The organism is Nocardia sp. GTS18, from assembly GCF_013839555.1.
In the GTDB taxonomy this organism is placed as follows: Bacteria; Actinomycetota; Actinomycetes; order Mycobacteriales; family Mycobacteriaceae; genus Nocardia; species Nocardia rosealba.
This window is the reverse complement of the sequence record NZ_JACBIU010000002.1, coordinates 315,308-338,686: the sequence shown is the minus strand read 5'-3', so window position 1 is coordinate 338,686 and position 23,379 is coordinate 315,308. Positions and strand designations below refer to the sequence as shown.

At 68.5% G+C, this 23,379-nt stretch carries 25 protein-coding genes; 11 read left to right on the top strand and 14 right to left on the bottom strand.

Features of this window, described 5'->3' with window-relative positions:
• Positions 1–181 precede the first annotated feature (181 nt).
• Complete coding sequence (locus tag HYG95_RS04750; RefSeq protein ID WP_181696756.1) at positions 182–841, top strand: TetR/AcrR family transcriptional regulator; 660 nt, start codon at positions 182–184, stop codon at positions 839–841.
• Between the two features lie 35 nt (positions 842–876).
• On the opposite strand, the gene HYG95_RS04745 is transcribed toward HYG95_RS04750, so the two are convergent.
• Positions 877–1,698, bottom strand: a complete 822-nt coding sequence (locus HYG95_RS04745; RefSeq protein WP_181696755.1) for an alpha/beta fold hydrolase — start codon at positions 1,696–1,698, stop codon at positions 877–879.
• Between the two features lie 121 nt (positions 1,699–1,819).
• Here HYG95_RS04745 and HYG95_RS04740 point away from each other — a divergent pair, with 121 nt between their 5' ends.
• On the top strand, positions 1,820–2,818 hold the full coding sequence (locus tag HYG95_RS04740) for a GlxA family transcriptional regulator (protein ID WP_181696754.1): 999 nt from the start codon (positions 1,820–1,822) through the stop codon (positions 2,816–2,818).
• Position 2,819: 1 nt separating this feature from the next.
• On the opposite strand, the gene HYG95_RS04735 is transcribed toward HYG95_RS04740, so the two are convergent.
• From HYG95_RS04735 to HYG95_RS04710, 6 genes are all read right to left on the bottom strand, one after another.
• Positions 2,820–3,344 (bottom strand): PH domain-containing protein, encoded by a 525-nt coding sequence (locus tag HYG95_RS04735; RefSeq protein WP_181696753.1) that lies wholly within the window; start codon positions 3,342–3,344, stop codon positions 2,820–2,822.
• Positions 3,345–3,400: 56 nt separating this feature from the next.
• On the bottom strand, positions 3,401–4,198 hold the full coding sequence (locus HYG95_RS04730) for a family 1 encapsulin nanocompartment shell protein (protein WP_181696752.1): 798 nt from the start codon (positions 4,196–4,198) through the stop codon (positions 3,401–3,403).
• Positions 4,199–4,212: 14 nt separating this feature from the next.
• Positions 4,213–5,262 carry a Dyp-type peroxidase gene (locus tag HYG95_RS04725; RefSeq protein WP_181696751.1) on the bottom strand — a complete coding sequence of 350 codons (1,050 nt, stop codon included), beginning with the start codon at positions 5,260–5,262 and terminating at the stop codon, positions 4,213–4,215.
• Between the two features lie 34 nt (positions 5,263–5,296).
• Positions 5,297–5,623: a cupin domain-containing protein gene (locus HYG95_RS04720; RefSeq protein WP_067485336.1), complete on the bottom strand. Its 327-nt coding sequence runs from the start codon at positions 5,621–5,623 to the stop codon at positions 5,297–5,299.
• 107 nt (positions 5,624–5,730) lie between these two features.
• The gene (locus tag HYG95_RS04715) at positions 5,731–6,222 is read right to left on the bottom strand and encodes a dihydrofolate reductase (protein WP_370465676.1); all 492 of its coding nucleotides are present in this window, start codon (positions 6,220–6,222) and stop codon (positions 5,731–5,733) included.
• Positions 6,219–7,022: a thymidylate synthase gene (locus HYG95_RS04710; protein WP_181696750.1), complete on the bottom strand. Its 804-nt coding sequence runs from the start codon at positions 7,020–7,022 to the stop codon at positions 6,219–6,221. The genes HYG95_RS04715 and HYG95_RS04710 overlap by 4 nt, the downstream gene beginning before the upstream one ends.
• 45 nt (positions 7,023–7,067) lie before the next feature.
• On the opposite strand from HYG95_RS04710, the gene cobF reads away from it, so the two are divergent.
• Both cobF and HYG95_RS04700 read left to right on the top strand, forming a co-directional pair.
• Entirely contained in the window at positions 7,068–7,808 is a 741-nt protein-coding gene (gene cobF, locus HYG95_RS04705; RefSeq protein WP_181696749.1) for a precorrin-6A synthase (deacetylating), read from the top strand.
• 14 nt (positions 7,809–7,822) lie between these two features.
• Positions 7,823–8,692 (top strand): Fpg/Nei family DNA glycosylase, encoded by an 870-nt coding sequence (locus HYG95_RS04700; RefSeq protein ID WP_181696748.1) that lies wholly within the window; start codon positions 7,823–7,825, stop codon positions 8,690–8,692.
• Here HYG95_RS04700 and HYG95_RS04695 read toward each other — a convergent pair whose 3' ends face one another.
• From HYG95_RS04695 to HYG95_RS04685, 3 genes are all read right to left on the bottom strand, one after another.
• Positions 8,693–10,126 (bottom strand): NAD(P)/FAD-dependent oxidoreductase, encoded by a 1,434-nt coding sequence (locus HYG95_RS04695; RefSeq protein ID WP_181696747.1) that lies wholly within the window; start codon positions 10,124–10,126, stop codon positions 8,693–8,695.
• Positions 10,123–10,368 (bottom strand): DUF2630 family protein, encoded by a 246-nt coding sequence (locus HYG95_RS04690; RefSeq protein ID WP_181696746.1) that lies wholly within the window; start codon positions 10,366–10,368, stop codon positions 10,123–10,125. Before HYG95_RS04690 ends, HYG95_RS04695 begins: the two co-directional genes overlap by 4 nt.
• Before the next feature lie 71 nt (positions 10,369–10,439).
• Positions 10,440–11,822, bottom strand: coding sequence for a PLP-dependent aminotransferase family protein (locus HYG95_RS04685; RefSeq protein ID WP_181696745.1), 1,383 nt, complete (start codon positions 11,820–11,822; stop codon positions 10,440–10,442).
• A 79-nt stretch (positions 11,823–11,901) separates the two neighbouring features.
• On the opposite strand from HYG95_RS04685, the gene HYG95_RS04680 reads away from it, so the two are divergent.
• Positions 11,902–12,591, top strand: a complete 690-nt coding sequence (locus HYG95_RS04680; protein ID WP_181696744.1) for a pyridoxamine 5'-phosphate oxidase family protein — start codon at positions 11,902–11,904, stop codon at positions 12,589–12,591.
• A 144-nt stretch (positions 12,592–12,735) separates the two neighbouring features.
• Entirely contained in the window at positions 12,736–13,425 is a 690-nt protein-coding gene (locus HYG95_RS04675; RefSeq protein ID WP_220139024.1) for a TetR/AcrR family transcriptional regulator, read from the top strand.
• 28 nt (positions 13,426–13,453) lie between these two features.
• Here the strand turns inward: HYG95_RS04675 and HYG95_RS04670 are convergent, their stop codons facing one another.
• Positions 13,454–14,734, bottom strand: a complete 1,281-nt coding sequence (locus HYG95_RS04670) for a hypothetical protein (protein ID WP_181696743.1) — start codon at positions 14,732–14,734, stop codon at positions 13,454–13,456.
• Positions 14,734–15,522: a crotonase/enoyl-CoA hydratase family protein gene (locus HYG95_RS04665; RefSeq protein ID WP_181696742.1), complete on the bottom strand. Its 789-nt coding sequence runs from the start codon at positions 15,520–15,522 to the stop codon at positions 14,734–14,736. Before HYG95_RS04665 ends, HYG95_RS04670 begins: the two co-directional genes overlap by 1 nt.
• 64 nt (positions 15,523–15,586) lie before the next feature.
• Here HYG95_RS04665 and HYG95_RS04660 point away from each other — a divergent pair, with 64 nt between their 5' ends.
• The 4 genes from HYG95_RS04660 (at position 15,587) to HYG95_RS04645 (ending at position 19,287) form a co-directional block, all read left to right on the top strand.
• Entirely contained in the window at positions 15,587–16,192 is a 606-nt protein-coding gene (locus tag HYG95_RS04660) for a TetR/AcrR family transcriptional regulator (protein ID WP_181696741.1), read from the top strand.
• Between the two features lie 17 nt (positions 16,193–16,209).
• The gene (locus HYG95_RS04655; protein WP_181696740.1) at positions 16,210–17,838 is read left to right on the top strand and encodes an acyl-CoA dehydrogenase family protein; all 1,629 of its coding nucleotides are present in this window, start codon (positions 16,210–16,212) and stop codon (positions 17,836–17,838) included.
• A gap of 51 nt (positions 17,839–17,889) precedes the next feature.
• The gene (locus HYG95_RS04650; protein WP_181696739.1) at positions 17,890–18,549 is read left to right on the top strand and encodes a nucleoside/nucleotide kinase family protein; all 660 of its coding nucleotides are present in this window, start codon (positions 17,890–17,892) and stop codon (positions 18,547–18,549) included.
• Positions 18,550–18,738: 189 nt separating this feature from the next.
• Positions 18,739–19,287 (top strand): potassium channel family protein, encoded by a 549-nt coding sequence (locus HYG95_RS04645; RefSeq protein WP_181696738.1) that lies wholly within the window; start codon positions 18,739–18,741, stop codon positions 19,285–19,287.
• Here the strand turns inward: HYG95_RS04645 and pgi are convergent.
• On the bottom strand, positions 19,256–20,896 hold the full coding sequence (pgi, locus tag HYG95_RS04640; RefSeq protein WP_181696737.1) for a glucose-6-phosphate isomerase: 1,641 nt from the start codon (positions 20,894–20,896) through the stop codon (positions 19,256–19,258). The two genes, HYG95_RS04645 and pgi, sit on opposite strands and share 32 nt — an antisense overlap.
• A gap of 303 nt (positions 20,897–21,199) precedes the next feature.
• Here pgi and HYG95_RS04635 point away from each other — a divergent pair, with 303 nt between their 5' ends.
• Positions 21,200–22,657: an NAD-dependent succinate-semialdehyde dehydrogenase gene (locus HYG95_RS04635; protein WP_181696736.1), complete on the top strand. Its 1,458-nt coding sequence runs from the start codon at positions 21,200–21,202 to the stop codon at positions 22,655–22,657.
• A 94-nt stretch (positions 22,658–22,751) separates the two neighbouring features.
• Here HYG95_RS04635 and HYG95_RS04630 read toward each other — a convergent pair whose 3' ends face one another.
• Entirely contained in the window at positions 22,752–23,045 is a 294-nt protein-coding gene (locus HYG95_RS04630; RefSeq protein ID WP_133733847.1) for a chorismate mutase, read from the bottom strand.
• Positions 23,046–23,379 lie beyond the last annotated feature (334 nt).

Here is a 23,379-nt window from a genome sequence, read left to right as displayed (position 1 = left end):
GTCGATAGTTTTGCGCTCGCGATCGCTCGAACGGTGTCGTGCGTGTATCGACTCCGAGGCGTGCCGTAACTTCTGTGTTGCCTACGTTTCTGTCGAATGACAGAAATTGAACGTTCCCGCATCGCACCTGGTGAGGTGCCCATTGCGGGACTTGTGACGCACCGGTGACACAATCGGGGACGTGGCAAACCTTGGCCCCGGGCGTCCCCGGCTGGAACAGCGTCGTCGGCGCGGGACGACGCCGCGCGCGGAAATCCTCGACGCCGCGGCGGAGCTGTTCACCACCAAGGGGTATGCCAACACCTCCACCCGCGCGGTCGCCGACGCGGTCGGCATCCGGCAGGCCTCGCTGTATCACCACTTCGCGGCCAAGGACGACATCCTCGACGCGCTGCTCGCCGAAACCGTCGCGGGCCCGGTGGAATTCGCGCAAAAACTACACGTCGAGCCCGAGGACGCCACGGCCAAGCTCTACGCGCTCGCCCTGTTCGATGTGCGCCAATTGCGCGGCGCGCGCTGGAATCTGGGCGCTCTCTACCTGCTGCCGGAACTGCGCACCGAACGTTTCGTCGCCTTCCGCCGCCGCCGCGACGAACTGCGCGAACACTACGAACGGCTCGCCGCCGAATCCTGTGCTGCGGCAGGGCAATCCGACGACGCGCGGATTCTGCCGTTCCGGCTGGTGGAGACGGTGATCGCGATCAGGTCCGACGAAGGGGCCGCGGGCGAGGAGGCCGAGCGCGTCATCCCGGACGCGATCGTGCGCATCGTCGGTCACCAGGGTGCGATGGATTCGGTGCGAGCCGCCGCCGACGCCTTGCTCGACCGCCTGTCGGACTGAGTGACCGGCGCGACGCGAGGCCGCGCCGGAAACTCTCAGCCCTTGATGAACGCGAGGATGTCGCTGATCAGCTCCTGCTGGTAGGCACCGAAGATGCCGTGCGGCGCCCCGGGGTACACCTTCAGCGTGCCGTCCTTCACCAGCTCGATCGACTTGTGTGCCGAGTTCGCGATGGGCACGATTTGATCGTCGTCGCCGTGCGCGATGAGGATCGGTACCTCGAGGGCGCGCAGGTCCTCGGTGAAATCGGTCGCCGAGAACGCGGCGACACACTCGTAGGCGGCCTGGATTCCCGCGAGCATGCCCTGCCGCCAGAAGTCGTCCATGGCGCCCTTGGACACGGCCGCACCCTCGCGGTTGAAGCCGAAGAACGACGGAGCCAGCTCCTGGTAGAAGTTGGACCGGTCCGCCAGCACCCCGGCACGGATGTTGTCGAACACCGACATGGGCAGACCGTCGGGGTAGGCCTCGGTGGCCACCATGATCGGCGGCACCGCACCGATGGTGACGACCTTGGCGACCCGGTCCCGGCCGTGGCGCGCCGCGTAACGCACGGCCTCGCCGCCGCCGGTCGAATGCCCGACGACGATCACATCGCGCAGATCGAGCGATTCGACGAGTTCGGCGAGGTCACGCGCGTAGGTGTCCATGTCGTTGCCCTGCCACGGCTGCGAGGAGCGGCCGTGTCCGCGACGGTCGTGGGCGATGACGCGATAACCGGCGTCGGCGAAGGTCTTGCGCTCGAGCGCCCAGGCATCGGAGCTCAGCGGCCAGCCGTGGCTGAAGACGATGGGCTGCCCGGTGCCCCAGTCGGAGAAGTAGATCTCGGTGCCGTCGGATGTCGTGAAGTAGGGCATGGCGATCCTGTCGAACGAGGTGGATGGATAGGTTGCTCATAGTTGTCGAGCGCGGGTGGGCTGTCGCCTACCCGAACGGCCGCGAATCCCGCTATTTCGGACGAACAGTAGATTTGTGGCTATGTCTGTAGCCCCGGATCGCCCGCGTCACAACGCATCTACTGGGACACGGCGTATCGGGTTTCTCCTGTTCGACGGGGTGAAGGCACTCGACTACGTCGGCCCGGCCGAGGTGTTCGTCGAGGCGAATCAGTTCGCCGATGCCTACGAGATCGTGCTGCTCTCACCCACCGGCGCGCCCGTGCAGACCTCGGTCGGCGGGGGAGTTGCTGTGGGGGCGGCAGCCGCCGATGTACTCGCGCTCGACACGCTCGTCGTGCCGGGCAGCGAGGTGCGCCCGGCCCAGTTCGTCCGTCCAGAACTACTCGACGCGGCACGTGTGCTCGCCGCGCGGAGCAGGCGGGTGGTTTCGATCTGCAGCGGGGCGTTCGTGCTCGCCGAACTCGGGCTGCTGGACGGGCGCGGCGCGACAACGCACTGGAAGTTCGCCCCCGAGCTGGCCCGCCGGTATCCGCGCGTGGAGGTGCTGGCGGATCGGATCTTCGTACGGGAGGCCGATATCGCGACCTCGGCCGGCGTAGCCGCGGGGATCGACCTCGCGCTGGCGCTGGTCGCCGAAGACATCGGCAGTGCCGTGGCCCGGCAGGTCGCCCAGGGTCTGCTGGTCTACCTCCAGCGATCCGGCGGGCAGGCGCAGTTCTCGACCCCGTTGCGCGCGGTGGCGCTGCCGCCGGGCCCGGTGCGCGCGGTGACGGACCTGATCGCCGACGACCCGTCACGGCGCCACAGCGTGCAGGAACTCGCCCGCCACGTGAACGTGAGCCCACGCCACCTCACCCGGCTCTTCACCGAGGAGGTCGGGCTCAGCCCGGCCGAATACGCGGCGAACATGCGCTTCGATCTGGCCCGCGCCCAACTCGAGGCGGGCAGCTCGGTGCGACGGGCCGCCGCCGACGCGGGCTTCACCAGCCCCGAGGCACTGCGGCGCACCTTCATCGCACGGCTCGGTGTGTCGCCGTCGGATTACCGGCGGCGGTTCACCTCCGGGCTCAGCGCCTGAGTCAGCGGGAGGTCGGCGGCGCGATCTGCCAGTGCTCGTTGAGGGCAGCGGCGATCCCGGGCAGCACGGTGATCGGAATCCGCTTGGCCCGCAACATCTCCCGGATCTCGGTCACCTGTTCCCGCTTGCGCATGTCGTAGGCGCCCGAGACCGGGCCAATGACCGGTGGGATCGACAGCAGCACGAGTTCGTCGCCGTTCTCGGTGAGGTCGAGGGCCAGTGCCCAGCGGCCGTGCTCGTCGAGGGTGAACCGCCCGGCCACCACTCGGTCCCACGGCACGGTGGCCGACCGGAACGGGGTCCGCACGTAGATACCGTGCTCGGTGAGCTCGACGACATCGCGCACGAACAGCGCGACACCCGCCGCCACACCGCCGACGGCGCCGACCAGCACGCCGGTCACCACCCGGTTGGCGCCGAACATCGCCACCAGCAGACCGGCGATCCCGATGGTGACCAGCAGCCCGATCAGGCAGTAGAACAGGCTCCTGCTCGCGGGCACGACCCCGGCACGCACGTCGGCCATGCGGACCTCCCTCTCACGATTCGTGGCCAACCCTAGCGCCGGTCACGCGATCGGGCTCACGACCCGAGCGATACCGCTGCTTCGGAGGTCTCGACCAGGAAGGTGAAGGTTTCCTGGAAGTACAGCTGGACGGTGTCGGCGTCGTGGCTGAGGTATCCGATGGAGAGGTCTTGGCCGATGGCGAGTTCGAAGTCGCCGCCGCGGGTGGTGAGGGCGAATCCGCCGGTGATGGCCGGTGCCCAGATGATCTCGCCGTCGATGAGGCGCTCGATGTGGGTGCGGATCGGGTGGCCGTGGTCGGAGGTTTCGCTGACCTTGGTGTAGAGGTCGGCGCTGAGCAGTACCGAGTAGGGGCCCTGGACACCGGCCAGGCGCAGCCCGGTGAGGGCACGCGAGATGGCGTCGGGGATGTCGACCACATTGCTCGGCAGCGTGATCGGGGTGCAGGACGCGGCGGCGCGGATGCCGGTGATGCCCGCAGCGGCGTAACCCTCGAAGATCGCGCGGTCTTCGGCGAAGGCGATTTTCTGGGCGGCGTCTTTGAGGTTGTCGAGGTCGGCGTCGGGGGCGCCGCGTTCGATGTCGTCGAGTTCGGAGCGTTGCAGGGTGAAGGGCACCCGCAGTTCCACGAGCGGCTGCACCACGCGCTGGTGTGCCTGCACACCGTCGTCGGGGGAGTCGATCGGGGCGAGCCTGCCGCGGTTGAGCGCCGAGTAACCGACGCCGTGCGGGCCCGAGACATCGACGACCCGGCGTCCGGCGATATTGCGCTTGAACGTGCGGGTGGCCTCCTCCTCGATCTCGGCCCAGGCCTCGTCGGTGATCGGCGCGAGTTCGCGATGCAGGTTGTTCATTCGGATACTCCTTCTCATCGAGTTTTCATCGAGCCGATGGCGAGGGCGCCGTCGGAACCCGCTGCGGAGGTATTTGCCCGTTCCACCGGAATTATCTCGGGCAACGGTCCGGATTCCGCCTCGTCGGCGAGGTTCGCGGGCGCGTCGGGCAGATCGTCGAGGAAATCGACGGTCGGGGTGAAGAACAGGGTGCCGGTGACCGCGACGGAGAAGTCGAGGATGCGGTCGTAGGCGGCTTCCTCGGTGCCGAGGAACATGCGCTCGAGCATCCGCTCGGTGACGCTCGGGGTGGCGGCGTAAGCGACGTAGTAGGTGCCGAACTCGCCGTCGGCGACCGAGCCGAAAGGCATGTTGGCACGGACGATCTGGCGCTCGGTGCCGTCGTCGTCGACGATGGTGTTCACCGCCACATGCGAATCGGCGGGCTTCACATCGTCGGGCAGTTCGTAGTCGCCGAGCTTGGTGCGCCCGATCACCCGCTCCTGCTCCTCGATCGACAGAGCGTTCCACTGGTCGAGCGGGTGGGTGTACTTCTGCACGATCACGTAACTGCCCCCGGTGAATTCGGGGTCCTCGGCACCGATCAGGGCCGCAGCGGCCGCGGCACCACCCTCGGGGTTCTCCGTGCCGTCGACGAAGCCGAGCAGGTCGCGCTGTTCGAAGTAGCGGAACCCGACCACCTCGTCGACAACCGTCGCCGCGCCACGCAGCCGTTCGGCGATCACCATGCCCAATTCGAAGCACGGGCCCTGGGTTTCGGCGCGGATGTGGAAAAGCAGGTCGCCGGGGGTGGCAGGCGCGCTGTGCACCGGACCGTTGTATCCCGGGAACTCGTGCAGCTCAGCCGGTTTGGGCCCGGCGAACAGGCGGTCCCACGCGGCGGAACCGATGGAGGTGACGCAACTCAGGCCCTCGCCGGGCACCCGGAAGCCGACCGATCGCCGTAAACCGTTGATATCGGCGAGCACATCGCGCACCACCGATTCGCCGCCCTCGTCGATGGTGAAGACGAGGAAGAGCGCGGCAGGCGACAGTGGATCGAGAATCGGTTGTGGCTCACCCATGGCGTCCAGAGTACGACGCCGTACCGACAGGTACTTATTTGGCGACGGTGAGCAGGAAGGTCACGTCGTCGATGGCTTTGACGCTGTGGCGGGCGCGCGGAACCACGATCAGATCGCCTGCCGAGCCCTTCCACTCGTCGGTGCCCGCGATCAGTACGAGCGTGCCGGTGAGGACCTGGATCGTCGCGTCGCCGGCATTGTCGTGTTCGGCCAGGCTCTGCCCTTCGGCCAGCGCGACGACGGTCTGGCGCAGGGCGTGGGTGTGGCCGCCGATGAGGGTTTGCGAACTCCGACCACTCGTCGAGGTGGCCGCCAGCTTCAGCTGTTGACGGGCCACCGCGGTCAGCGATTTCTTGTCCATGGGAACGCGCCTTTCGCAGGCTTCTCGCGGGCAGGTCTTCGCCTGGGAGTATGCCCGACATCACACCCGCGCTCGGGCGTTTTGCCGCGACCGTTAGCGACGTGTTGTCACTGCCGGACGTAATGCCGAATGCGGTAGCGCAGACCGTTTTCGGCGGTGCGCCACGGGGTATCCGGTGCCTGCCATTCCGGGCCGATGACCGGGGCGAAAGCATCGCCCGCCACGGTGGTGTCGACCTCGGTGACCAGCAGGGTCGTTGCCAGCGGCACCGCCTGGCGGTAGATCTCGCCACCACCGGCGATCCAGGTGTCGGCGGTGCCGGTCATGGCCAGCGCGTCGGGCAGCGAGGCGGCACGTTCGGCGCCCTCGGCGGCCCAGTCGGACTGACGGGTGACGACGATATTGCGTCGCCCGGCCAGTGGTCGGAAGGCGGCGGGCAGGGAGTCCCAGGTGCGCCTGCCCATGATCACGGGGTGACCGGTGGTCGTCTTCCGGAAATTGGCCATGTCCTCGGGCAGCCGCCACGGGATGGTGTTGTCGACGCCGATCACCCCGTCGTTGGCCTGCGCCCAGATCAGGCCGATCATGCGGTCGTTCACACCGCCACCGGCGCCTTGATGGCCGGGTGGTGCTGGTACCCGGACAGTTCGACATCGTCGTAGGTGTAGTCGAACAGGCTGGTGGCCGGGCGCAGGTGCAGGGTGGGGAAGGGGTAGGGCTCGCGGGTGAGCTGTTCACGCACCTGGTCGACGTGGTTGTCGTAGATGTGCACGTCGCCACCTGTCCAGATGAACTCGCCCGGTTCCAGCTCGGTCTGCTGGGCGACCATCAGGGTGAGCAGCGCGTAGCTGGCGATATTGAACGGCACACCGAGGAACAGGTCGGCGCTGCGCTGGTACAGCTGGCACGACAGCTTGCCGTCGGCGACATAGAACTGGAAGAAGGCGTGGCAGGGGGCGAGCGCCATCTTGTCCAGGTCGGCCACGTTCCACGCCGACACGATCATCCGGCGCGAATCCGGGTCGGTGCGCAGGGTGTGCAGGACCTGGGCGATCTGGTCGATGTGGGTGCCGTCGGGTGTCGGCCAGGAACGCCACTGCACGCCGTACACCGGGCCGAGCTCGCCGTCCGCATCCGCCCATTCGTCCCAGATGGTGACGCCGTGCTCGCGCAGCCACGACACATTGGAGTCGCCGCGCAGGAACCACAGCAACTCGTAGACGATGGATTTCAGGTGCACCCGCTTGGTGGTGATCAGCGGAAACGCCTCGGCCAGGTCGTAGCGCAGTTGATGGCCGAAGATGCTTCGGGTGCCGGTGCCGGTCCGATCGGCTTTCGGCGTGCCGTGTTCGAGCACGCGCCGGAGCAGATCTTCGTACTGCGTATCAGGGGTGGCCACGCCTGCCGATTCTACTGCTGTGCGCACCTGGCAAGCTCTGCGCGTATGCGCAAGCTCTACGTGATCGGTATCGGTGCGGGCGACCCCGACCAGGTGACGATGCAGGCAGTCAAGGCCATGCGGCGCGCCGAGGCGTTCTTCGTGATCGGCAAGGGCGCCGAGAAGCAGGAACTCGTCGACGTGCGCACCGCGATCCTGGCCGAGTACGTCGACGGCCCGCACCGGGTGCTCGAGATCGCCGACCCGCCACGCGACCGCGCACCCGCCGACTACACCGGTGTGGTGCAGGACTGGCACGAACGGCGCGCGGTGCTGCTGGAAGAGGCCTTCGAGCAGGTGGACGGCGACGGCGCGATCCTCGTCTGGGGCGATCCGGCCCTCTACGACAGCACCCTGCGCATGGTGGAGCGGGTGCTCGACCGTGGGCGGGTTCGGTTCGATTACGAGGTGATCCCCGGCGTCACCAGCGTCGCGGCACTGGCCGCCGCCCACCGGGTGGTGCTGCACCGCATCGGCGAACCCGTGCACATCACCACGGGGCGCAAGCTGCGCGAAGAAGGCCTCGGCCCGGGTTCGACGGTGGTGATGCTCGACGGCGAATGCTCGTTCACCGAGGTGCCCGGCGACGATATCCACATCTGGTGGGGCGCCTATCTCGGTATGCCCGACGAGATATTGATCGAAGGCAATCTGCGCGAGGTGGAGAAATCCATTCTCGAACGTCGTGCGCGATCGCGCGCCGAAAAGGGCTGGATCATGGACGTCTACCTGTTGCGGTCCGAATAGCTAGACTGACCTTTGTGCCCGAGTTACCCGAGGTAGAGGCGTTGGCGCAGTTCCTCCGGGATCATGCGGTCGGTGCGGTGGTGGGTCGCGTCGACGTGGCCGCGTTGAGTGCGGTGAAGACATTCGATCCGCCGGTGACCGCGCTGTCCGGCCGGGACGTGACCGGTGCGGGCCGGTGGGGCAAGTTTCTCGGAATGGACTGTGGTGGGCTGTGGTTGATCACCCATCTGTCACGTGGCGGCTGGTTGCGGTGGGTCGACGAACCGAATCCGTTGCCGCCCAAGCCCGGTGGTAAGAGCCCGCTCGCCTTGCGCGTGCATTTCTTCACTCCTGAAGGCGCGACGCCCGCCATCGACCTCACCGAGGCGGGAACCAAGAAACGCCTCGCGGTGTATGTCGTGGAGGATCCGCAGTCGGTTCCGGGCATCGCCCGGCTCGGTCCCGACGCGCTCGCGGTGACCGAGGACGAATTCGCGGCCCTGCTGCGCGGCACATCGCAGCGCATCAAGACCGCACTGGTTGATCAGACCCTGCTGGCCGGTATCGGCAATGCCTATTCCGACGAGATACTGCACACCGCACGCATTTCGCCGTTCGCGAATACGAAAACGATGCCCGCCGAAACTGTTTCGCAGTTGTACGCGGCGATGCGTTCGGTATTGCTCGATGCCGTCGACCGTTCGACCGGGCAGGACGCGGCCCGGTTGAAGGGGGAGAAGCGATCCGGCATGCGGGTGCACGCCAGGACCGGGCAGCCGTGTCCGGTGTGTGGCGACACGGTACGTGAGGTGTCCTACGCGGAGCGCTCTTTTCAGTACTGCCCGACCTGTCAGACCGGCGGCAAGGTGCTCGCCGACCGGCGGATGTCGCGGTTGCTCAAGTAGTCAGCGGTCCCGCCAGGTTTCCAGCAGCCGTAACCAGAATTCGCTGACCGTGGGAAACGCCGGTACCGCGTGCCACAGGGTGTCCAGTGGCACCCGCCCGACCACCGCGATGGTGGCGGCGTGCAATTGTTCGCCCATGTCGGGCCCGACGAAAGTGGCGCCGAGAAGGCGGTTTTCGGTGGTATCGACGACGATCTTCGCGCGGCCGTGGAAATCGTCGCGCGACAATGCGGAACCGGCTACCGAGATATCCATTTCCACGGTGTCGACCGCGTATCCGGCCTTGCGGGCCTGCTGCTCGGTGAGGCCGATGGCGGCGAGTTCCGGTGCGGTGTAGACGACTTGGGGAATCTGCTCGTGGTCGGCGCTCGCGGTGTAGCGGCTCTTGTCCAGCGGCGTGCCCTGTGCGCGAGCGGCGATGACATCCCCGCACACGCGGGCCTGGTATTTGCCCATATGTGTCAGTGCCGCACGGTGGTTCACATCGCCCACCGCGTACAGCCATTCCCCGGGAACATCACGGACAGTCAGGTGATCGTCGACGTCGAGATAGCCTGCCGACAGGCCGACCGTGTCCAGGCCGAGGTCGTCGGTCGCGGGTGCGCGGCCGGTCGCGACGACCAGCTCGTCGGCCTCCAGCTCACCGTTGTCGAGCACCAGCGTGACCGGGCCGCCGTGGATGCGGCCGACCCCGGTGTCGGCGGGGTCGCGGCGCGACACCATCAGCGGCTCGGTGTTCAGGCGAACCTCGACGCCCTTGTCGCGCAGACCTCGCAGCACCAGATCGGCGGCGAAGGGCTCCACCCGTGGCAGCAACCGGTCACCGCGCACCAGCATGGTCACCTCGGCCGCGCCCAGTTCGATCAGCCAAGTCGCTGCCTCGCACGCGACGACACCGCCGCCGATGATCGCGACCCGGGTCGGTACGACCGTCAGATTGGTCGCGTCGCGCGAGGTCCAGGGCAGGGCATCGCGCAGACCGGGAGTGTCGGGAATCGCGGCTGTTGTTCCGGTCGCGATCACGACAGCGTGCCTGGCGCGCAGTTCCCGCACCCCCGCGTCGGTGTGCACTTCGACCCGCCGCTCCCCGGCGAGCCTGGCCGCACCGCGGACCGGGTCGATGCGCGCCGATTTCGCCCAGTCGACCTGGGAGGTGTCGTCGCGGCGGTGGACGAAGGTGTCGCGGCGGGCCAGCACATCGGCCACCTCGGGGCCGCTCGCCGTCAGCCCGGGTAGCCCGGCGGCGAGATCGAGCACGGCGCCCGTGCGCAGCAGTGTCTTGCTGGGAATGCACGCCCAATAGCTGCATTCGCCGCCGAACAGTTCCCGTTCCACGAGCGCGGCGGTGCGGTCGCTGCCCGCGATGGCGTACGCGGCGGCGTTCTCGCCCGCCGGGCCGCCACCGATCACGATGACGTCGTACTCGTCGGTCACTGCAAGTAGCCCTCGACCTCACGGGGCGAGCGCATCTCGGTGTCTTCGGGGGAGGCGTCGGCGCCTGCGCGGGCGCGGCGCTGCCGCAGCAGATCCCAGGCCTGATCGAGCATCACCTCCAGCTGGGCGAGCTGCTTGCGCTCGCTGACCGGGTCGATCTCGCCCGCCGTCGCCTTGGACCGCAGTTCGTGTTCTTCGTCGACCAGCTGCTTGATCTTGGCCAGGATGTCCTGATCGGTCATGTGCTCACCACTTCGATTCTCGGAGGGGTAGTGCCGGGCGAACCGCGACCCGCGCGGGGTCCTGGTCCATGCTACGACCGCCGGGTGACATGAGCGGCGAGACAATCGGCCGCGATCGGGACGGCCCGGGCCAATTCGGCGCTGGTCAGGGCCGTGTAACCGAGGGCGACACCGAACTTGTGCGGCGTGGCGAGGTGATGGCGGGCCAGCCCGTCGAGCAGGACCCCGCGGCTCCGGGCGGCATCGACCGCGGCGGCCTCGGCGCCGGCGTCGGGCAGTTCGACGACCACGTGCGAGCCGGCGTCGTCACCGAGGACGGGCAGGCCCCGGTCGGCGAGCTCACCGACGAGCAGGGCGCGCCGTGGCGGGACCACCCGGCGCAGGCGACGCAGATGCCGGGCGAGGTCGCCGTTGCGGGCGAATTCGGCGAGCACAAGTTGGCCGGCCGGGCTCGGTGAACTGCCGATGCGGGCGCGGTGCGCCAGGACGGCCGCGGTGATGTCGGGACGAGCGACGAGCCAGCCGACACCGAGGGTGGGGGCGATGATCTTGCTCGTGGTGCCGAGGTGGACCACCACGTCCGGGGCCATCGCCGCGAGCAGGGGCAAGGGTGCGGTGTCGTAGCGCAATTCGCCGTCGTAGTCGTCCTCGATGACCAGAGCGCCGGTGCTGCGGGCGAATTCGACCAGTTCCACCCGGCGCCGGGCGGGCATCCGCGCACCCATCGGAAACTGATGTGCCGGTGTGCAATACACGGCGCGAACACCCGGCGGAATGCGGTCGACACACAGTCCGTGCGCGTCGACGGGCACCGGGAGCACCGTCGTCCCCGCGGCCTGGAACGCGCCGACCGCGCGTAGATAGCCGGGGTCTTCGATGGCCACGGTGTCGCCGGGACGGAGCAGGGCCGCGGCGAGTTCGCCGACGGCGGTGCTCGTGCCCGCGGTCGCCAGGACCACCGACGACGCGCCCGCGGCCAGTCCGCGATGCCGGAGCAGATGCTCGGCGACGGCATCGCGATAGCCGGGCTCACCCGCTCGATCCTTGCGGGCCTCGGGTGCGCGGTCACCGGCCGAGCGCCACGCGCGACGCCAGGCCGCGCGGTCGAGGGCCTCGATGCACGGTGCGCCTGCGGCGAGGTCGAGCAGGGTCGGTGCGTCCGCGATGCCCTTCATCGCGACGGTGCTCGGCGGTGCTGTCGCGGGGGCGGTGCTCAGGTAGGTGCCGGACCCGCGTCGACCGGTGAGCCAGCCCTCGGCGTGCAATTGGTCGTAGGCGGCGGCGATCACGGCCCGGCTCACTTCCAGCCGTTGCGCGAGGGTGCGCGAGGGCGGTAGCCGGTCGCCGACGCGTAGGACGCGGGTGGTCGCGGCGGTGCGCAGGGCATCGGCCACCTGCACCGACAGGGGTTCGGCGGCGGAGCGGTCGAGCGGGATCGGGAAGTCGTCGAGCATCGCCCACCTCTGATTGGACTGTCGTTCCTGCGTCGAATTGGACCTGTGCGAAGGCCAATCGTGCGGCGATGCTCATCTTATGAGCACGCACACCAGAACGCCGCTGTCCCCGACCCCGCGCACCACGGTGACCAGAGCCAAGGAACGCGCCCGCAGCGACCGGGCCGAACTGGACGCGGTGCTCGACGCGGGACTGATCTGCCACCTCGGAGTCGTGCTCGGTGGTTCGCCGGTGGTGCTGCCGACCGTGTACGGCCGCGCGGGCGACACGATCTACCTGCACGGTTCCACCGGTGCGGGCAATATGCGCGCCGCCGTCGGCACCGACATCAGCATCGCGGTGACCCAGGTCGACGGCCTGATCTACGCCCGCTCCGCCATGCACTTCTCGATGAACTACCGGTCGGCGGTGGTGCGCGGGCGGGCCGAACTCGTTACCGACGAGGACGAACGGCTGGAAGCGCTACGGGTGATCGTCGAGCACGCGGCGCCCGGATCCTGGGACCGTGTCCGCCCGCCCAGCCGCAAGGAGATGGCGGCCACGATGGTGCTGGCCCTCGACCTCACCGAGGCGTCGGTGAAAGTCCGGACCGGCGGGCCGAAGGACGACGAGGACGACATCACCGCAGGCGGGGTGTGGGCGGGGGAGCTCCCGCTGCGGCAGGTGTGGGGTGTGCCGGTGCCGTCGGTGGACCTCGAACCGGGGATCGAGGTCCCCGCCGAGGTGGTGGATCGGGTCGATTCGGCGATGCCGGTCGCGCTGCGGTAGGGAAGGGGTCGACGTTCCGCAGACTGCTGCGGATGGTCGTCGGGCTGGGTGATTCGATCAGTCGCGTAGTGCGGCGATGGAGTCGCGCGATTCGCTCGTCGTGGCACCTCGGTGGGCGGGTGCGCGCTCGGTACAGTCCCGCTTATGCCGTCGAGTCCGCTCAGCGGGGGCGAGCCGCCCGAACAGTTGTCGTGCACCGAGGATCGGGTGGTGGACGCGGCCCTGGCAGTGCTCGACGAGGGCGGGGCGGGTGCGCTCACGGTCGAGGCGGTTGCGGAGCGACTCGGCGTCGACCCGGCCGCGCTGGCTTGCGATCGGAGCGGACTGGAACGGGCCGCCATCGAACGCGTGCTCTCGAACGTGCGGCTCGGGCCGCTCTACGACCGGGGCGTCGAGTGGGTCTCGGCGGTGATCCAGTTGGCGCTGAGTATGCGGTCGCGGCTGTGGGAGCATCCGGCGGTCGCGGTGCTGATGATGTCGGGTCCGCACGACGGTCCGGCGGCGGACGGGCCCGCCGCACGCGATATCGAAGAGGCGTTGTTCGCCTGCTTCGCGCGCGGTGGTCTGCATACGCAGATGCGGGCGCACGGGGTGTACGCGGTGCTCGTCTATGTCCTCGGTTCGACGGCGCTCGATATCGCCGAGACGAACGGAATTCCGCCGCTGCCTACTGATTCGGAGCGGATCGCGCGGCGGCGCGAGCAACTCAGGGACCTGGACGTGGATCGCTGGACGCGTACCGCCGCGCATGTGGACGAGATCGCGGCGTGGACATCCGTCGACCAATTCGTCTGGGGGCTGAGGGTTCTGCTCGTGGGTATGACGGCGAATTGAGTTGCTGCGACCCGGAGGCCACGCGAACTCACCAGGGCTCGGCGGACAACCCGGCCTTCGACAGCACGAGATCCGCTGCAGCGGTGAGTGATTCGTGTGTGTCCAAGCTGACGAGCGCCAGCGTGTAGGTGTCGGCCAGACGGGAGAGGTAACCGGAGAGGCGAGTACGTGGAAAATCCGTGATGCCCGGATGGATCGCGCGGGCGGCCACGCGGGTGCATTCGTGCGGGCCGACAGTGCGCAGGGCGTCGGGCATTGTGCCGATATTGGAGCACAGGATGTCGCGCTCACCAGCACCTTTGCTGAGCTTGTACGCCAAGCGATCAGGGAGTACCTGCAGGATTTCTTCGGGCAGCCCGGCGGGCGCCGACATGCGGCGTAGATAGGCGTCGCGGGCTTTGACGCGAATCGTCTCCGGGGTGTCGGCACGGTAGATCCGGATCTCGGTCACGGCGAGATCGTTGTCCACGCGCGGTTCGTCGCGGGTATCCACCGGCAGGCTCGCAGTGATGGTGTCGGCACCGAAGCCGTTCTCCCACAGAATGTTCGCGACCAGATAGATGAACAGGCTGTTCGGTGTGCCACCGGCTTCCGCTGCGACGGAATCCCATCGTCCCGCGTCGAAAGCCAGCAGGGAGCTGCGGACGGTGCGACCTGGAGCCGCCGCGGGAACGATGGTCTCGGGCGGTCGGGGAACACCGTTGCGCAGTGCGCGCGCGGTCCCGCCGAGCACCGTGGCCCACTGCGTCCGAGCATCGGCCCAGTCCGAACGGGCCTCGTCCGCGGACCGTTCGCGGCGCTGGTCTCGTGCGGTGGAGGCGACCGCAGTCGACGCATGCTCTGTAGGTGTGCCGTTCAGCGATCGCAAGGCCAGCGCGACGGCGTGGATCAGTCCGCGTGCGTCGGCGAGGGCGTGCGAACAGGTCAGAGCGACAACGGTTCCGCCGTCTGCCAGAGGCGCCGCTGACAACCGCCAACCGGGGAAGAACTCGGGATCGAGGTCGGCGCCGAGCGTATCCGCCCACGGCAGGATTTCCCCCTCACGCAGGGGAGCGCGGTCGGCATCGGCCGCGAGGTAGTCGAGCGGGTGGGCGCGGACGGTGGGTTGCCAGGCACGTCGGGCGCCGGGAACGCGGACGCGGACGACTCTGCGGCCCAGCGGACCATGACTCAGCTCGTGGTGGATCTGTCGCAGCAGAGCCGGACCCATCGTGTCCGGCGTACGCCACAGTCCCTGCAGGGCGATCGGCGTGCCCATTCCCCGATGGGTACGCAGGAAGATCTCGTCGACGACGGTCAGGCGGTCCATTACGACGTGGAGGCGGCGCCGTGCCTGCCCGCGCCCGCGGCGAAGCGGGCCGCACCCTCGAGCGCACCATCGGCGAGAGCCTTGACACCGTGCGCGAATTCGATGCGTAGGGCCTCGTCCTCGGAATGACCGACCTGGTCGTACACGGATTCGCGGTCGGAACGCAGGCAGGTCTGCGGGAGCGCCGCGAGTTGCCCGGCCAGCTCCTCGGCTACCCGACGCGCATCCCCGGTGGGAACCACGCGGGTGACCAGCCCCATCTGCAACGCTTCGGGCGCGCCCACCGGCCGACCGGTGAGAATCATGTCCAGCGCCCGCCCCTCGCCGACGATGCGCGGCAGCCGCACCGTTCCGCCATCGATGAGCGGCACTCCCCAACGGCGGCAGAACACGCCGAACACGGCGTCCTGTTCGGCCACCCGCAGGTCACACCACAGCGCCAGCTCGAGGCCACCGGCTACCGCGTGCCCGGACACCGCCGCGATCACCGGTTTGGACAGCCGCATCCTGGTGGGGCCCATCGGTCCGTCACCGTCGGGCGTCGCCTGATTGCTGCGGTCGGTGCCGAGCGATTTCAGATCGGCGCCGGCGCAGAACGTGCCGTGCTCGCCCCACAGCACCGCCACCGAGGCTGTGGGGTCGGCGTCGAACGCGCGGAAAGCGTCGGCCAGGGCGCGGGCCGTCGGCCCGTCGACGGCGTTGCGGGCGTGGGGACGGTTCAGGATCACCGTGGTGACGGGCCCCGCCTTCTCGACACGCACCGAATCGGACGCGAGACCTGAGCTCATTGCTCGACCATACGACGAAACCTACCCTTGTGTGAAGAGGTGAATCGGTGGTTCACTTCTTCGTATGGTGTACCGGAGGACGCCCGCCGTGCAGGCCCGGCTCGACGCGCAGCGAGCGCTGATCGTGCAGGGTGCGACGGCCGTGCTCTCGCGCGACGGGTTCGCCGGCTTGTCGATGGCCGCGGTAGCGGCGGAGGCGGGTATCGCCACCGGCACGGTGTACAAGCAGTTCGAGAACAAGGCCGCGCTGGTGTCGGCCGTGTTCGAGAAGGTCGTCGCCCGCGAGGTCGCCGCGGTGCGCGCGGCGGTCGCCGAGGGCGACGTGGTGCAGCGGGTCAGCGCGGCCGTCGAGACCTTCGCCGGGCGTGCGCTCAAGAACCCGAAACTCGCCTACGTGCTGCTGGCCGAGCCCGTCGACGCCGCCGTCGACGTGCAACGCCTGGAGTTCCGCCGAGCCTTCACCGCCTCGTTCGAAGCGGCCATCACCCACGGCGTCGCCGAAGGCGCGCTGCCGCCGCAGGATTCGCACCTGTCCGCGGCCGCGCTCGTCGGCGCCATCGGCGAGGTGCTCGTCGGGCCCCTCGCCACGGCCCCGCCCGCCGAGTCCGTCGTTCCCGAACTGGTCGCTTTCGCCGTTCGCGCGCTCGGTGCGCGCCCGGAATCGTTGTAGCCCTAAGGAGTTCCGCCGTGATCACCCATGACGTGTTCAATCAGGTACCACCGCTCGTCCCCTTCGACGCCTCGCGTAATCCCGCGCTCATCGAGGGCCTGCACCGGGAGGGTGCGGGCTGGGCCGAGGCGGAGGTACGTGAACTCGGCGCTCTCGCAGGCGGTTTCGCCGCACAGGAGTGGGGCAGGCTGGCCAACGAGTACCCGCCGGTGCTGCACACCCACGACCGGTGGGGACACCGCGTCGACGAGGTCGAGTTCCATCCGCACTGGCACGACCTGATGAATGTGGCGGTGACGCACGGCCTGCACGGCGCACCGTGGCTCGACGAGCGCCCCGGTGCGCACACCGCCCGCGCGGCCAAGTTCTACACCTGGGGTGTGGCCGACGCCGGGCACATGTGTCCCATCTCGATGACCTACGCGGTGGTTCCCGCGCTGCGCCACAACCCCGAACTCGCCGCCCGCTTCGAGCCGCTGCTCGGCTCGCGCACCTACGATTTCGGATTGCGTGAGCCCGCCACGAAAGCGGGGCTGATCGCGGGCATGTCGATGACCGAGAAGCAGGGCGGCTCGGACGTGCGCGCCAACACCACCACCGCCACACCGCAATCGGACGGGTCGTACCGCATCGTCGGGCACAAGTGGTTCACCTCGGCGCCCATGTCGGACATGTTCCTCACCCTCGCGCAGGCGCCGGGCGGGTTGTCGTGCTTCCTGCTGCCGCGCGTGCTGCCCGACGGCACCCGCAACCCGATCCGGATCCAGCGGCTCAAGGACAAGCTCGGCAACAAGTCGAACGCCTCCTCGGAGATCGAATACGAGAACGCCACCGGGTGGCTCGTCGGCGCCGAGGGTGCCGGGGTGAAGACGATCATCGAGATGGTCAATATGACCCGCCTCGACTGCGTGATCGGCTCGGCCACCGGCATGCGGGTCGGTGCGGTCACCGCCGTGCATCACGCCAGGCATCGAGAAGCGTTCGGCGCGAAGCTGATCGACCAGCCCGCCATGCGCAACGTGCTGGCCGACCTGATCGTCGAATCCGACGCGGCGACCACCGTGATGATGCGTCTGGCCGGGGCCACCGACCGCGCGGGCAGCGACCCGGCCGAGGCGGCGCTGCGCCGGATCGCGCTGGCCATCACCAAGTACTGGGTGTGCAAGCGGGCCCCCGCGCATGCCGCCGAAGCGCTGGAATGCCTCGGCGGTAACGGGTATGCCGAGGAATCGGGGATGCCGCGTCTGTACCGGGAGGCGCCGCTCATGTCGATCTGGGAGGGGTCGGGCAATGTGGCTGCGCTGGATGCCCTGCGCGCCATGGGGCGTCAGCCCGAGACCGTCGAGGCCTACTTCGCCGAGGTCGGTCTGGCTCGTGGCGCGGACCCGCGTCTCGACGACGCCATCGACCGGGTCGGCAAGGAACTCACCGACCTGTCCGATATCGAATACCGGGCGCGCCGGGTGGTCGAGTTGATGGCGCTGGTGCTGCAGGGTGCGCAGTTGGTACGCCACGGTCATCCGGCCGTCGCCGATGCATTCTGCGCGACCCGGCTGAGCGGTGACTGGGGGATCGCTTACGGCACCCTGCCGGTCGGTGTCGACACCGGTGCGATTCTCGAACGGGGGTTCGTCGATACGCACTGAGCCGACTCCGGCCGGTCCTTCGCATGGCCGGGCTGGCGGTACCGTGACCGCGTGGCTCGAGCGGACGATGTGTTGACGGCAAGGGACCTCGCCGGGCTGGTGCCGACGCGCGCGGACCGGTTTCTCCTCGGTATCGCGGGCCCGCCGGGAGCTGGTAAATCGACGCTCGCGCAGCGCCTTTGCCACGAGCTGAATCGTCTCGGGCGACCTGCGGTCGTTGCGCCGATGGACGGCTATCACCTGCGCAACGACGTACTGAGAGCCAGGGGTGCGCTGGCGCGCAAGGGCGAGCCCGACACCTTCGACGCGGCCGCGTTCGTCACCGGCCTTCGCCTGCTCCGGGAAACACCCGTCGGCGAACCGGTGCCGTGGCCGCTGTTCGACCGGGCCGTCGACGAACCGACCGAGGGCGGTGTGGTGGTGCGCGACGAGCGCGTGGTCGTCGTCGAGGGGAACTACCTGCTGCTCACCGACGCACCGGGTTGGGCGCCGGTACGCGGACTGCTCGACGAATGCTGGTATCTCGACGCGCCACGGCAGGTGCTCACCGAACGCCTGCTCGACCGGCACATCGAAGGCGGGCGCACCCAGGATGAGGCGCGGGTGAAAGTGATGGACAGCGACCTGCGCAATGCCGACCTCATCGCCGCCACCCGAAGCCGCGCGGATCGGGTCCTGATCGCGACGGGCCGTGGATACGCCCTGGACTGACCGCCCCAGCCCTTCGCGCCGCCCCACCCTTCGCGCCGCCGCACCCCTTCGCCGCGTGGTACTGCCTCGCCCCGAGGCACCCCTTCGCCGCGTGGTACTGCTTCACCGCGGCACGACACCCCTTGCCGACCGCGGCACGCCGGGCGTGTGTCGCGCGGAAAGCGGCGGACTCGGCGCAATCATGGACTGATGAAGCGACGAGTCCCCGTGCACGCGGTCCGCAACGGCGCGGCAGCGGCCTGCGCGCTGGCGCTGTACTACAGCGTGCCGGTGGGGTGGGTGTTCGCACTCGACTCGTGGCCGGGGCGGGTCGTAGGGGTCGTCGTGTTCGTCGCGAGCGTCGCCGGACTCGGCTGGCTCGTGTGGCGGCGGATCGAGCACCTCCTCGAGGAGTCGACCGCGTTGGGCGAGCGGGTCGATGGGGTGCTGCTCGTGCTGTGCATCGTGTGCGTGGTGTTCGCACTCGTCTACTACCGCATGGAGCAACTACATCCGAACCAGTTCGCCGGGCTCGAGACGCGAACCGACGCACTGTATTACACGCTGGTCACCCTCGGGACCGTCGGTTACGGCGACATCCACGCCGTCGGCCAAGGCGCACGCATCGTCACCATGGTGCAGATCGTGTTCGACCTGGTCGTCCTCGGCACCCTGCTCGCCATCGTCACCACCAGCGTGACCAGCCGGATCCGCGCCGCGAGCGAGGTCAGCGCCGCCGCGCGCGATACCACTCGATGAGCGCGTCGGTCGACGAGTCACCCACCGACTCGGGCTCTTCCGGACCGCTCAGCAACGGCGTCAGGGCCAGCGCCTGCTGCTTGCCGAGCTCCACACCCCACTGATCGAAACTGTCGATGCCCCAGATGATTCCCTCGACGAACACCTGGTGCTCGTACAGCGCGATCAGCTGACCCATCGTCGACGGCGTGAGCTCCGGCGCCATGATCGTGGTGCTCGGCCGATTGCCGGGCATCACCTTGTGCGGCACCAACTTCGGATCGGTGCCCTCGGCCGCGATCTCTTCGGCGGTCTTGCCGAACGCGAGCACCTTGGTCTGCGCCAACAGGTTGCTCATCAGGATGTCCTGCATGCTGCCGGTGCCGTCGCGGGTCGGCAGGTCGTCGGTCGACCGGGCGAAACCGACGAAATCGGCCGGAATCAACCGGGTGCCCTGATGCAGCAGCTGATAGAAGGCGTGCTGGCCGTTGGTACCCGGCTCACCCCAGAAGATCTCACCCGTCGACGACGTGACCGGACTGCCGTCGGCACGCACCGATTTGCCGTTGGACTCCATCGTCAGCTGCTGCAGATACGCGGGGAACCGCGCCATATCGTTCGAATACGGCAGCACCACACGCGATTCCGCGCCGAAGAAGTTCGAATACCAGACGCCGAGCATCGCCAGCAGCACCGGACCGTTCGACTCCAACGGCTGCGACGCGAAATGCCGGTCGACGGCGTGCATTCCGCTGAGGAACTCGCCGAACCGTTCCTTGCCGATGGTCACCATCACCGAGAGACCGATCGCCGAATCCACCGAGTAGCGGCCGCCGACCCAATCCCAGAAACCGAACATGTGTGCGGTGTCGATACCGAACGCCGCCACCCGCTCCGCGTTCGTCGACACCGCGACGAAATGTTTGGCCACCGCGTTCTCACCGAGCGCCGCGACCAGCCAGCGCCGCGCCGCCGTCGCGTTGGTGAGGGTCTCCAAGGTGGAGAACGTCTTCGACGCGACGATGAACAATGTGCGCGCCGGATCGAGCCCCGCCAGCTTGGACACCAGATCGGCCGGGTCGACATTCGACACGAACCGGGCCTCGATCTCCGGATCGGCATAGTGCCGCAACGCGCGATACACCATGTCCGGCCCCAGATCCGAGCCACCGATACCGATATTGACCACCGTGGTGATGCGCTCACCGGTCGCCCCGCGCCACGCACCCGAGCGCACCGAATCGGCGAACTCGCCCATCCGGCGCAGCACGTCGTGCACGGCGGCATCGGCGTCGGTGCCGTCGATGTCGAGCTGCTCGCCCACCGGCAGACGCAACGCGATGTGCCCCACCGCGCGGTCCTCGGAGGTGTTGATGTGCTTGCCGGAATACATCTCGTCGCGTCGCTGCGGCACACCGGCCGCGCGCGCGAGATCCACCAGCAGACGCAGGGTTTCGCGGGTCACGCGATGTTTGCTGTAGTCGATGTGTAGATCGGCGACCTGCACGGTCAACTCCCGGCCGCGCGCCGGATCCTCGGCGAACAACTGCCGCAGATGCAGAGGTGCGACAGTGCGGTGATTGGTTTGCAGTGCCTGCCAGGCCGCCGACGCGGTGATGTCGCTGCTCACCCCGCCGAGCGTACTGTGTTGTCGGAGCGCTGGCGCGCTCGAGTTCGCGGCCCCGCCGGTCCCGACGATCAGGCGCCGTTGCTTGCTCCTTCGTCGCGTACGCCACGGCACCTGATCGTCGGGACGGCCGCGAACCGCCGACTTCGTCGGCGATCCCTCCTCGAGGTCGGGATGTACGGGGCTGGGGATGCGGTTATGGCGGCATTCGAGTTGGTGGCCGAGGGTGGGTTCGGGTGGTCCTTCTGGGTTATTCGTGTGGCGTTTGGCGGCTTCTCGGCCGGGGGGTCGGCATAGGGTGGGGGCATGGTTTCTGAACGGGACGTGATCGAGTTCGTACCAAAGGGTTTGTGGATCGGGTCGGGGCCGGTGGAGGCTACGGGCGGGGCCACATTTCCCGTGCACAATCCGGCCGACGGGTCGGTGATCACCGAGGTGGCGGATGCGACGCCCGAGGACGCGATGCGGGCGCTCGACGCGGCGGTGGCGGCCGGGCGGGAGTGGGCGGAAACGCCGTCGCGGGAACGCGGTGAGATCTTGCGGGCGGTGTTCACCGAGCTCACGGCGCGGGCCGAGGAGTTCGCGTTGCTGATGACGCTCGAGATGGGCAAGGCGCTCGGGGAGAGCCGCAACGAGGTGCGCTACGGCGCCGAGTTCTTCCGGTGGTTCAGCGAGGAAGCGGTGCGGGTGCACGGGCGGTATCTGCACGCGCCGTCGGGCACGGGGCGGATCATGGTCGCCAAACAACCGGTGGGCCCGTGCCTGGCGATCACGCCGTGGAATTTCCCGCTGGCCATGGGCACCCGCAAGATCGGTCCGGCGCTGGCGGCCGGCTGCACGATGATCGTCAAGCCCGCGTCGGCGACGCCACTGACCATGCTCGCGCTGGCCCGCCTGTGCAGCGAGGCCGGGCTGCCCGACGGTGTGCTGTCGGTCGTCACAACCAGCCGTTCCGGTGCCGTCACGGGCCCGCTGATCGACGATCCGCGCCTGCGCAAGCTCACCTTCACCGGGTCGACCGAGGTGGGTAAGAAGCTGGTCTCGTCGTCGGCGAACCGGCTGCTGCGCACCTCCATGGAACTGGGCGGCAACGCGCCCTTCGTGGTGTTCGACGACGCCGACATCGACAGCGCGGTGGCCGGTGCCATGCAGGCGAAACTGCGCAACGGCGGGGAGGCGTGCACGGCCGCCAACCGGTTCCACGTGCAGCGCGGCGTCGTCGCGGAATTCACCGAGAAGCTGGTGGCGGCGATGACCGAATCGGTGGTGCTCGGGCCGGGGACGGACGCGTCGACGACGCTCGGACCGCTGGTGAGCGCCGAGCAGCGCGAGACCGTCGCCGAACTCGTCGACGACGCGGTGAAAACCGGTGCGAAGCTGCTGCTCGGCGGGGAGACCCCGGTTGGGCCGGGCTGGTTCTACCCCGCCACCGTGCTCGCCGAAGTGCCGCCCGCCGCCCGCATCCTGCGCGAGGAGGTGTTCGGTCCGGTCGCGCCGATCGTCGCCTTCGACACCGAGGAGGAGGGCGTCGCCGCCGCCAACGACACGCAATACGGGCTGGTCAGCTACGTCTACACCCGCGACCTGGATCGTGCGCTTCGGGTGTCGGAGGCGATGGAGACCGGCATGGTCGGCGTGAACCGCGGTGTCATCTCCGACCCGGCCGCGCCCTTCGGCGGCGTCAAGGAATCGGGCTTCGGCCGCGAGGGCGGGACCGAGGGCATCGAGGAATACCTGGACACGAAGTACATCGCCCTCACCTGAGCGAAAAAAATAACCGCCCCGGGGATGTTGTCGCACCCGGGGCGGCTTTTCGTGAGCGGCGATCTGGACGACCGCCGCGTGGTTCGAGTTCGGCCTAGCGGCCGAGACGTCCGCGACCGAGGCGGAGCAGGAGCATGGCGAGGGTGTGACCCTCCTGGCCGAGCTCACTGAAGCGTTCGAGCACTTTCATCTCACGGCTGTGCACCAGCCGGGGCCCCCCAGAGGCCATCCGGGTGCGCCCGATGATCCGCGAAATTTCGCTCCGGCGTTTGATCGCGGCGAGGATGGTGGCGTCGAGTTCGTCGATTTCGAGGCGAAGCTTCTCGATCTCCGCCTCCGATTGCGGCAGTGCCGCCTCTGACCCGGCGGTTGTAGCAGGGGTGCTCATCATTCATCTCCTCGTGTCAGAACTGGGATCGGTCGATACGGACGTCGTGTTACCGATCTGTTCCTTCACCCTGAAAAACTTTCCGGCTGGGCGCCTGCCGCCACGATATCGGATCGATTGCCGATCCGGACAGGCGAAGCGGCGCTGACCACGCGGCCCAGTCTGCCACGGGTCGGTAGGTATGCAAAACAGTTGTGTTTGTGAATCCGCTGAGAACATTCACACGGGTGGGTACGACACCGGTCGTCATCCGGTTCACCCGCGGTTTGCCGGCCGGTGGCCGCGCCGACGGCGGTTGGCCGCTTGTCGGTGCCCGCCGGTAGCGTGGACAGAC

Excerpts from the sequence above, each read along its gene's own strand:
- HYG95_RS04675 (WP_220139024.1), top strand. The coding sequence starts at position 12,736 with ATGCCGTCGAGTCCGCTCAGCGGGGGCGAGCCGCCCGAACAGTTGTCG.
- HYG95_RS04665 (WP_181696742.1), bottom strand. The coding sequence starts at position 15,522 with ATGAGCTCAGGTCTCGCGTCCGATTCGGTGCGTGTCGAGAAGGCGGGG.
- HYG95_RS04740 (WP_181696754.1), top strand. The coding sequence starts at position 1,820 with ATGTCTGTAGCCCCGGATCGCCCGCGTCACAACGCATCTACTGGGACA.
- cobF (WP_181696749.1), top strand. The coding sequence starts at position 7,068 with ATGCGCAAGCTCTACGTGATCGGTATCGGTGCGGGCGACCCCGACCAG.
- HYG95_RS04680 (WP_181696744.1), top strand. The coding sequence starts at position 11,902 with ATGAGCACGCACACCAGAACGCCGCTGTCCCCGACCCCGCGCACCACG.
- HYG95_RS04745 (WP_181696755.1), bottom strand. The coding sequence starts at position 1,698 with ATGCCCTACTTCACGACATCCGACGGCACCGAGATCTACTTCTCCGAC.
- HYG95_RS04720 (WP_067485336.1), bottom strand. The coding sequence starts at position 5,623 with ATGGACAAGAAATCGCTGACCGCGGTGGCCCGTCAACAGCTGAAGCTG.
- HYG95_RS04690 (WP_181696746.1), bottom strand. The coding sequence starts at position 10,368 with ATGACCGATCAGGACATCCTGGCCAAGATCAAGCAGCTGGTCGACGAA.
- HYG95_RS04635 (WP_181696736.1), top strand. The coding sequence starts at position 21,200 with ATGGTTTCTGAACGGGACGTGATCGAGTTCGTACCAAAGGGTTTGTGG.
- HYG95_RS04685 (WP_181696745.1), bottom strand. The coding sequence starts at position 11,822 with ATGCTCGACGACTTCCCGATCCCGCTCGACCGCTCCGCCGCCGAACCC.
- HYG95_RS04660 (WP_181696741.1), top strand. The coding sequence starts at position 15,587 with ATGGTGTACCGGAGGACGCCCGCCGTGCAGGCCCGGCTCGACGCGCAG.
- HYG95_RS04670 (WP_181696743.1), bottom strand. The coding sequence starts at position 14,734 with ATGGACCGCCTGACCGTCGTCGACGAGATCTTCCTGCGTACCCATCGG.
- HYG95_RS04735 (WP_181696753.1), bottom strand. The coding sequence starts at position 3,344 with ATGGCCGACGTGCGTGCCGGGGTCGTGCCCGCGAGCAGGAGCCTGTTC.
- HYG95_RS04630 (WP_133733847.1), bottom strand. The coding sequence starts at position 23,045 with ATGAGCACCCCTGCTACAACCGCCGGGTCAGAGGCGGCACTGCCGCAA.
- HYG95_RS04725 (WP_181696751.1), bottom strand. The coding sequence starts at position 5,262 with ATGGGTGAGCCACAACCGATTCTCGATCCACTGTCGCCTGCCGCGCTC.
- HYG95_RS04645 (WP_181696738.1), top strand. The coding sequence starts at position 18,739 with ATGAAGCGACGAGTCCCCGTGCACGCGGTCCGCAACGGCGCGGCAGCG.
- HYG95_RS04730 (WP_181696752.1), bottom strand. The coding sequence starts at position 4,198 with ATGAACAACCTGCATCGCGAACTCGCGCCGATCACCGACGAGGCCTGG.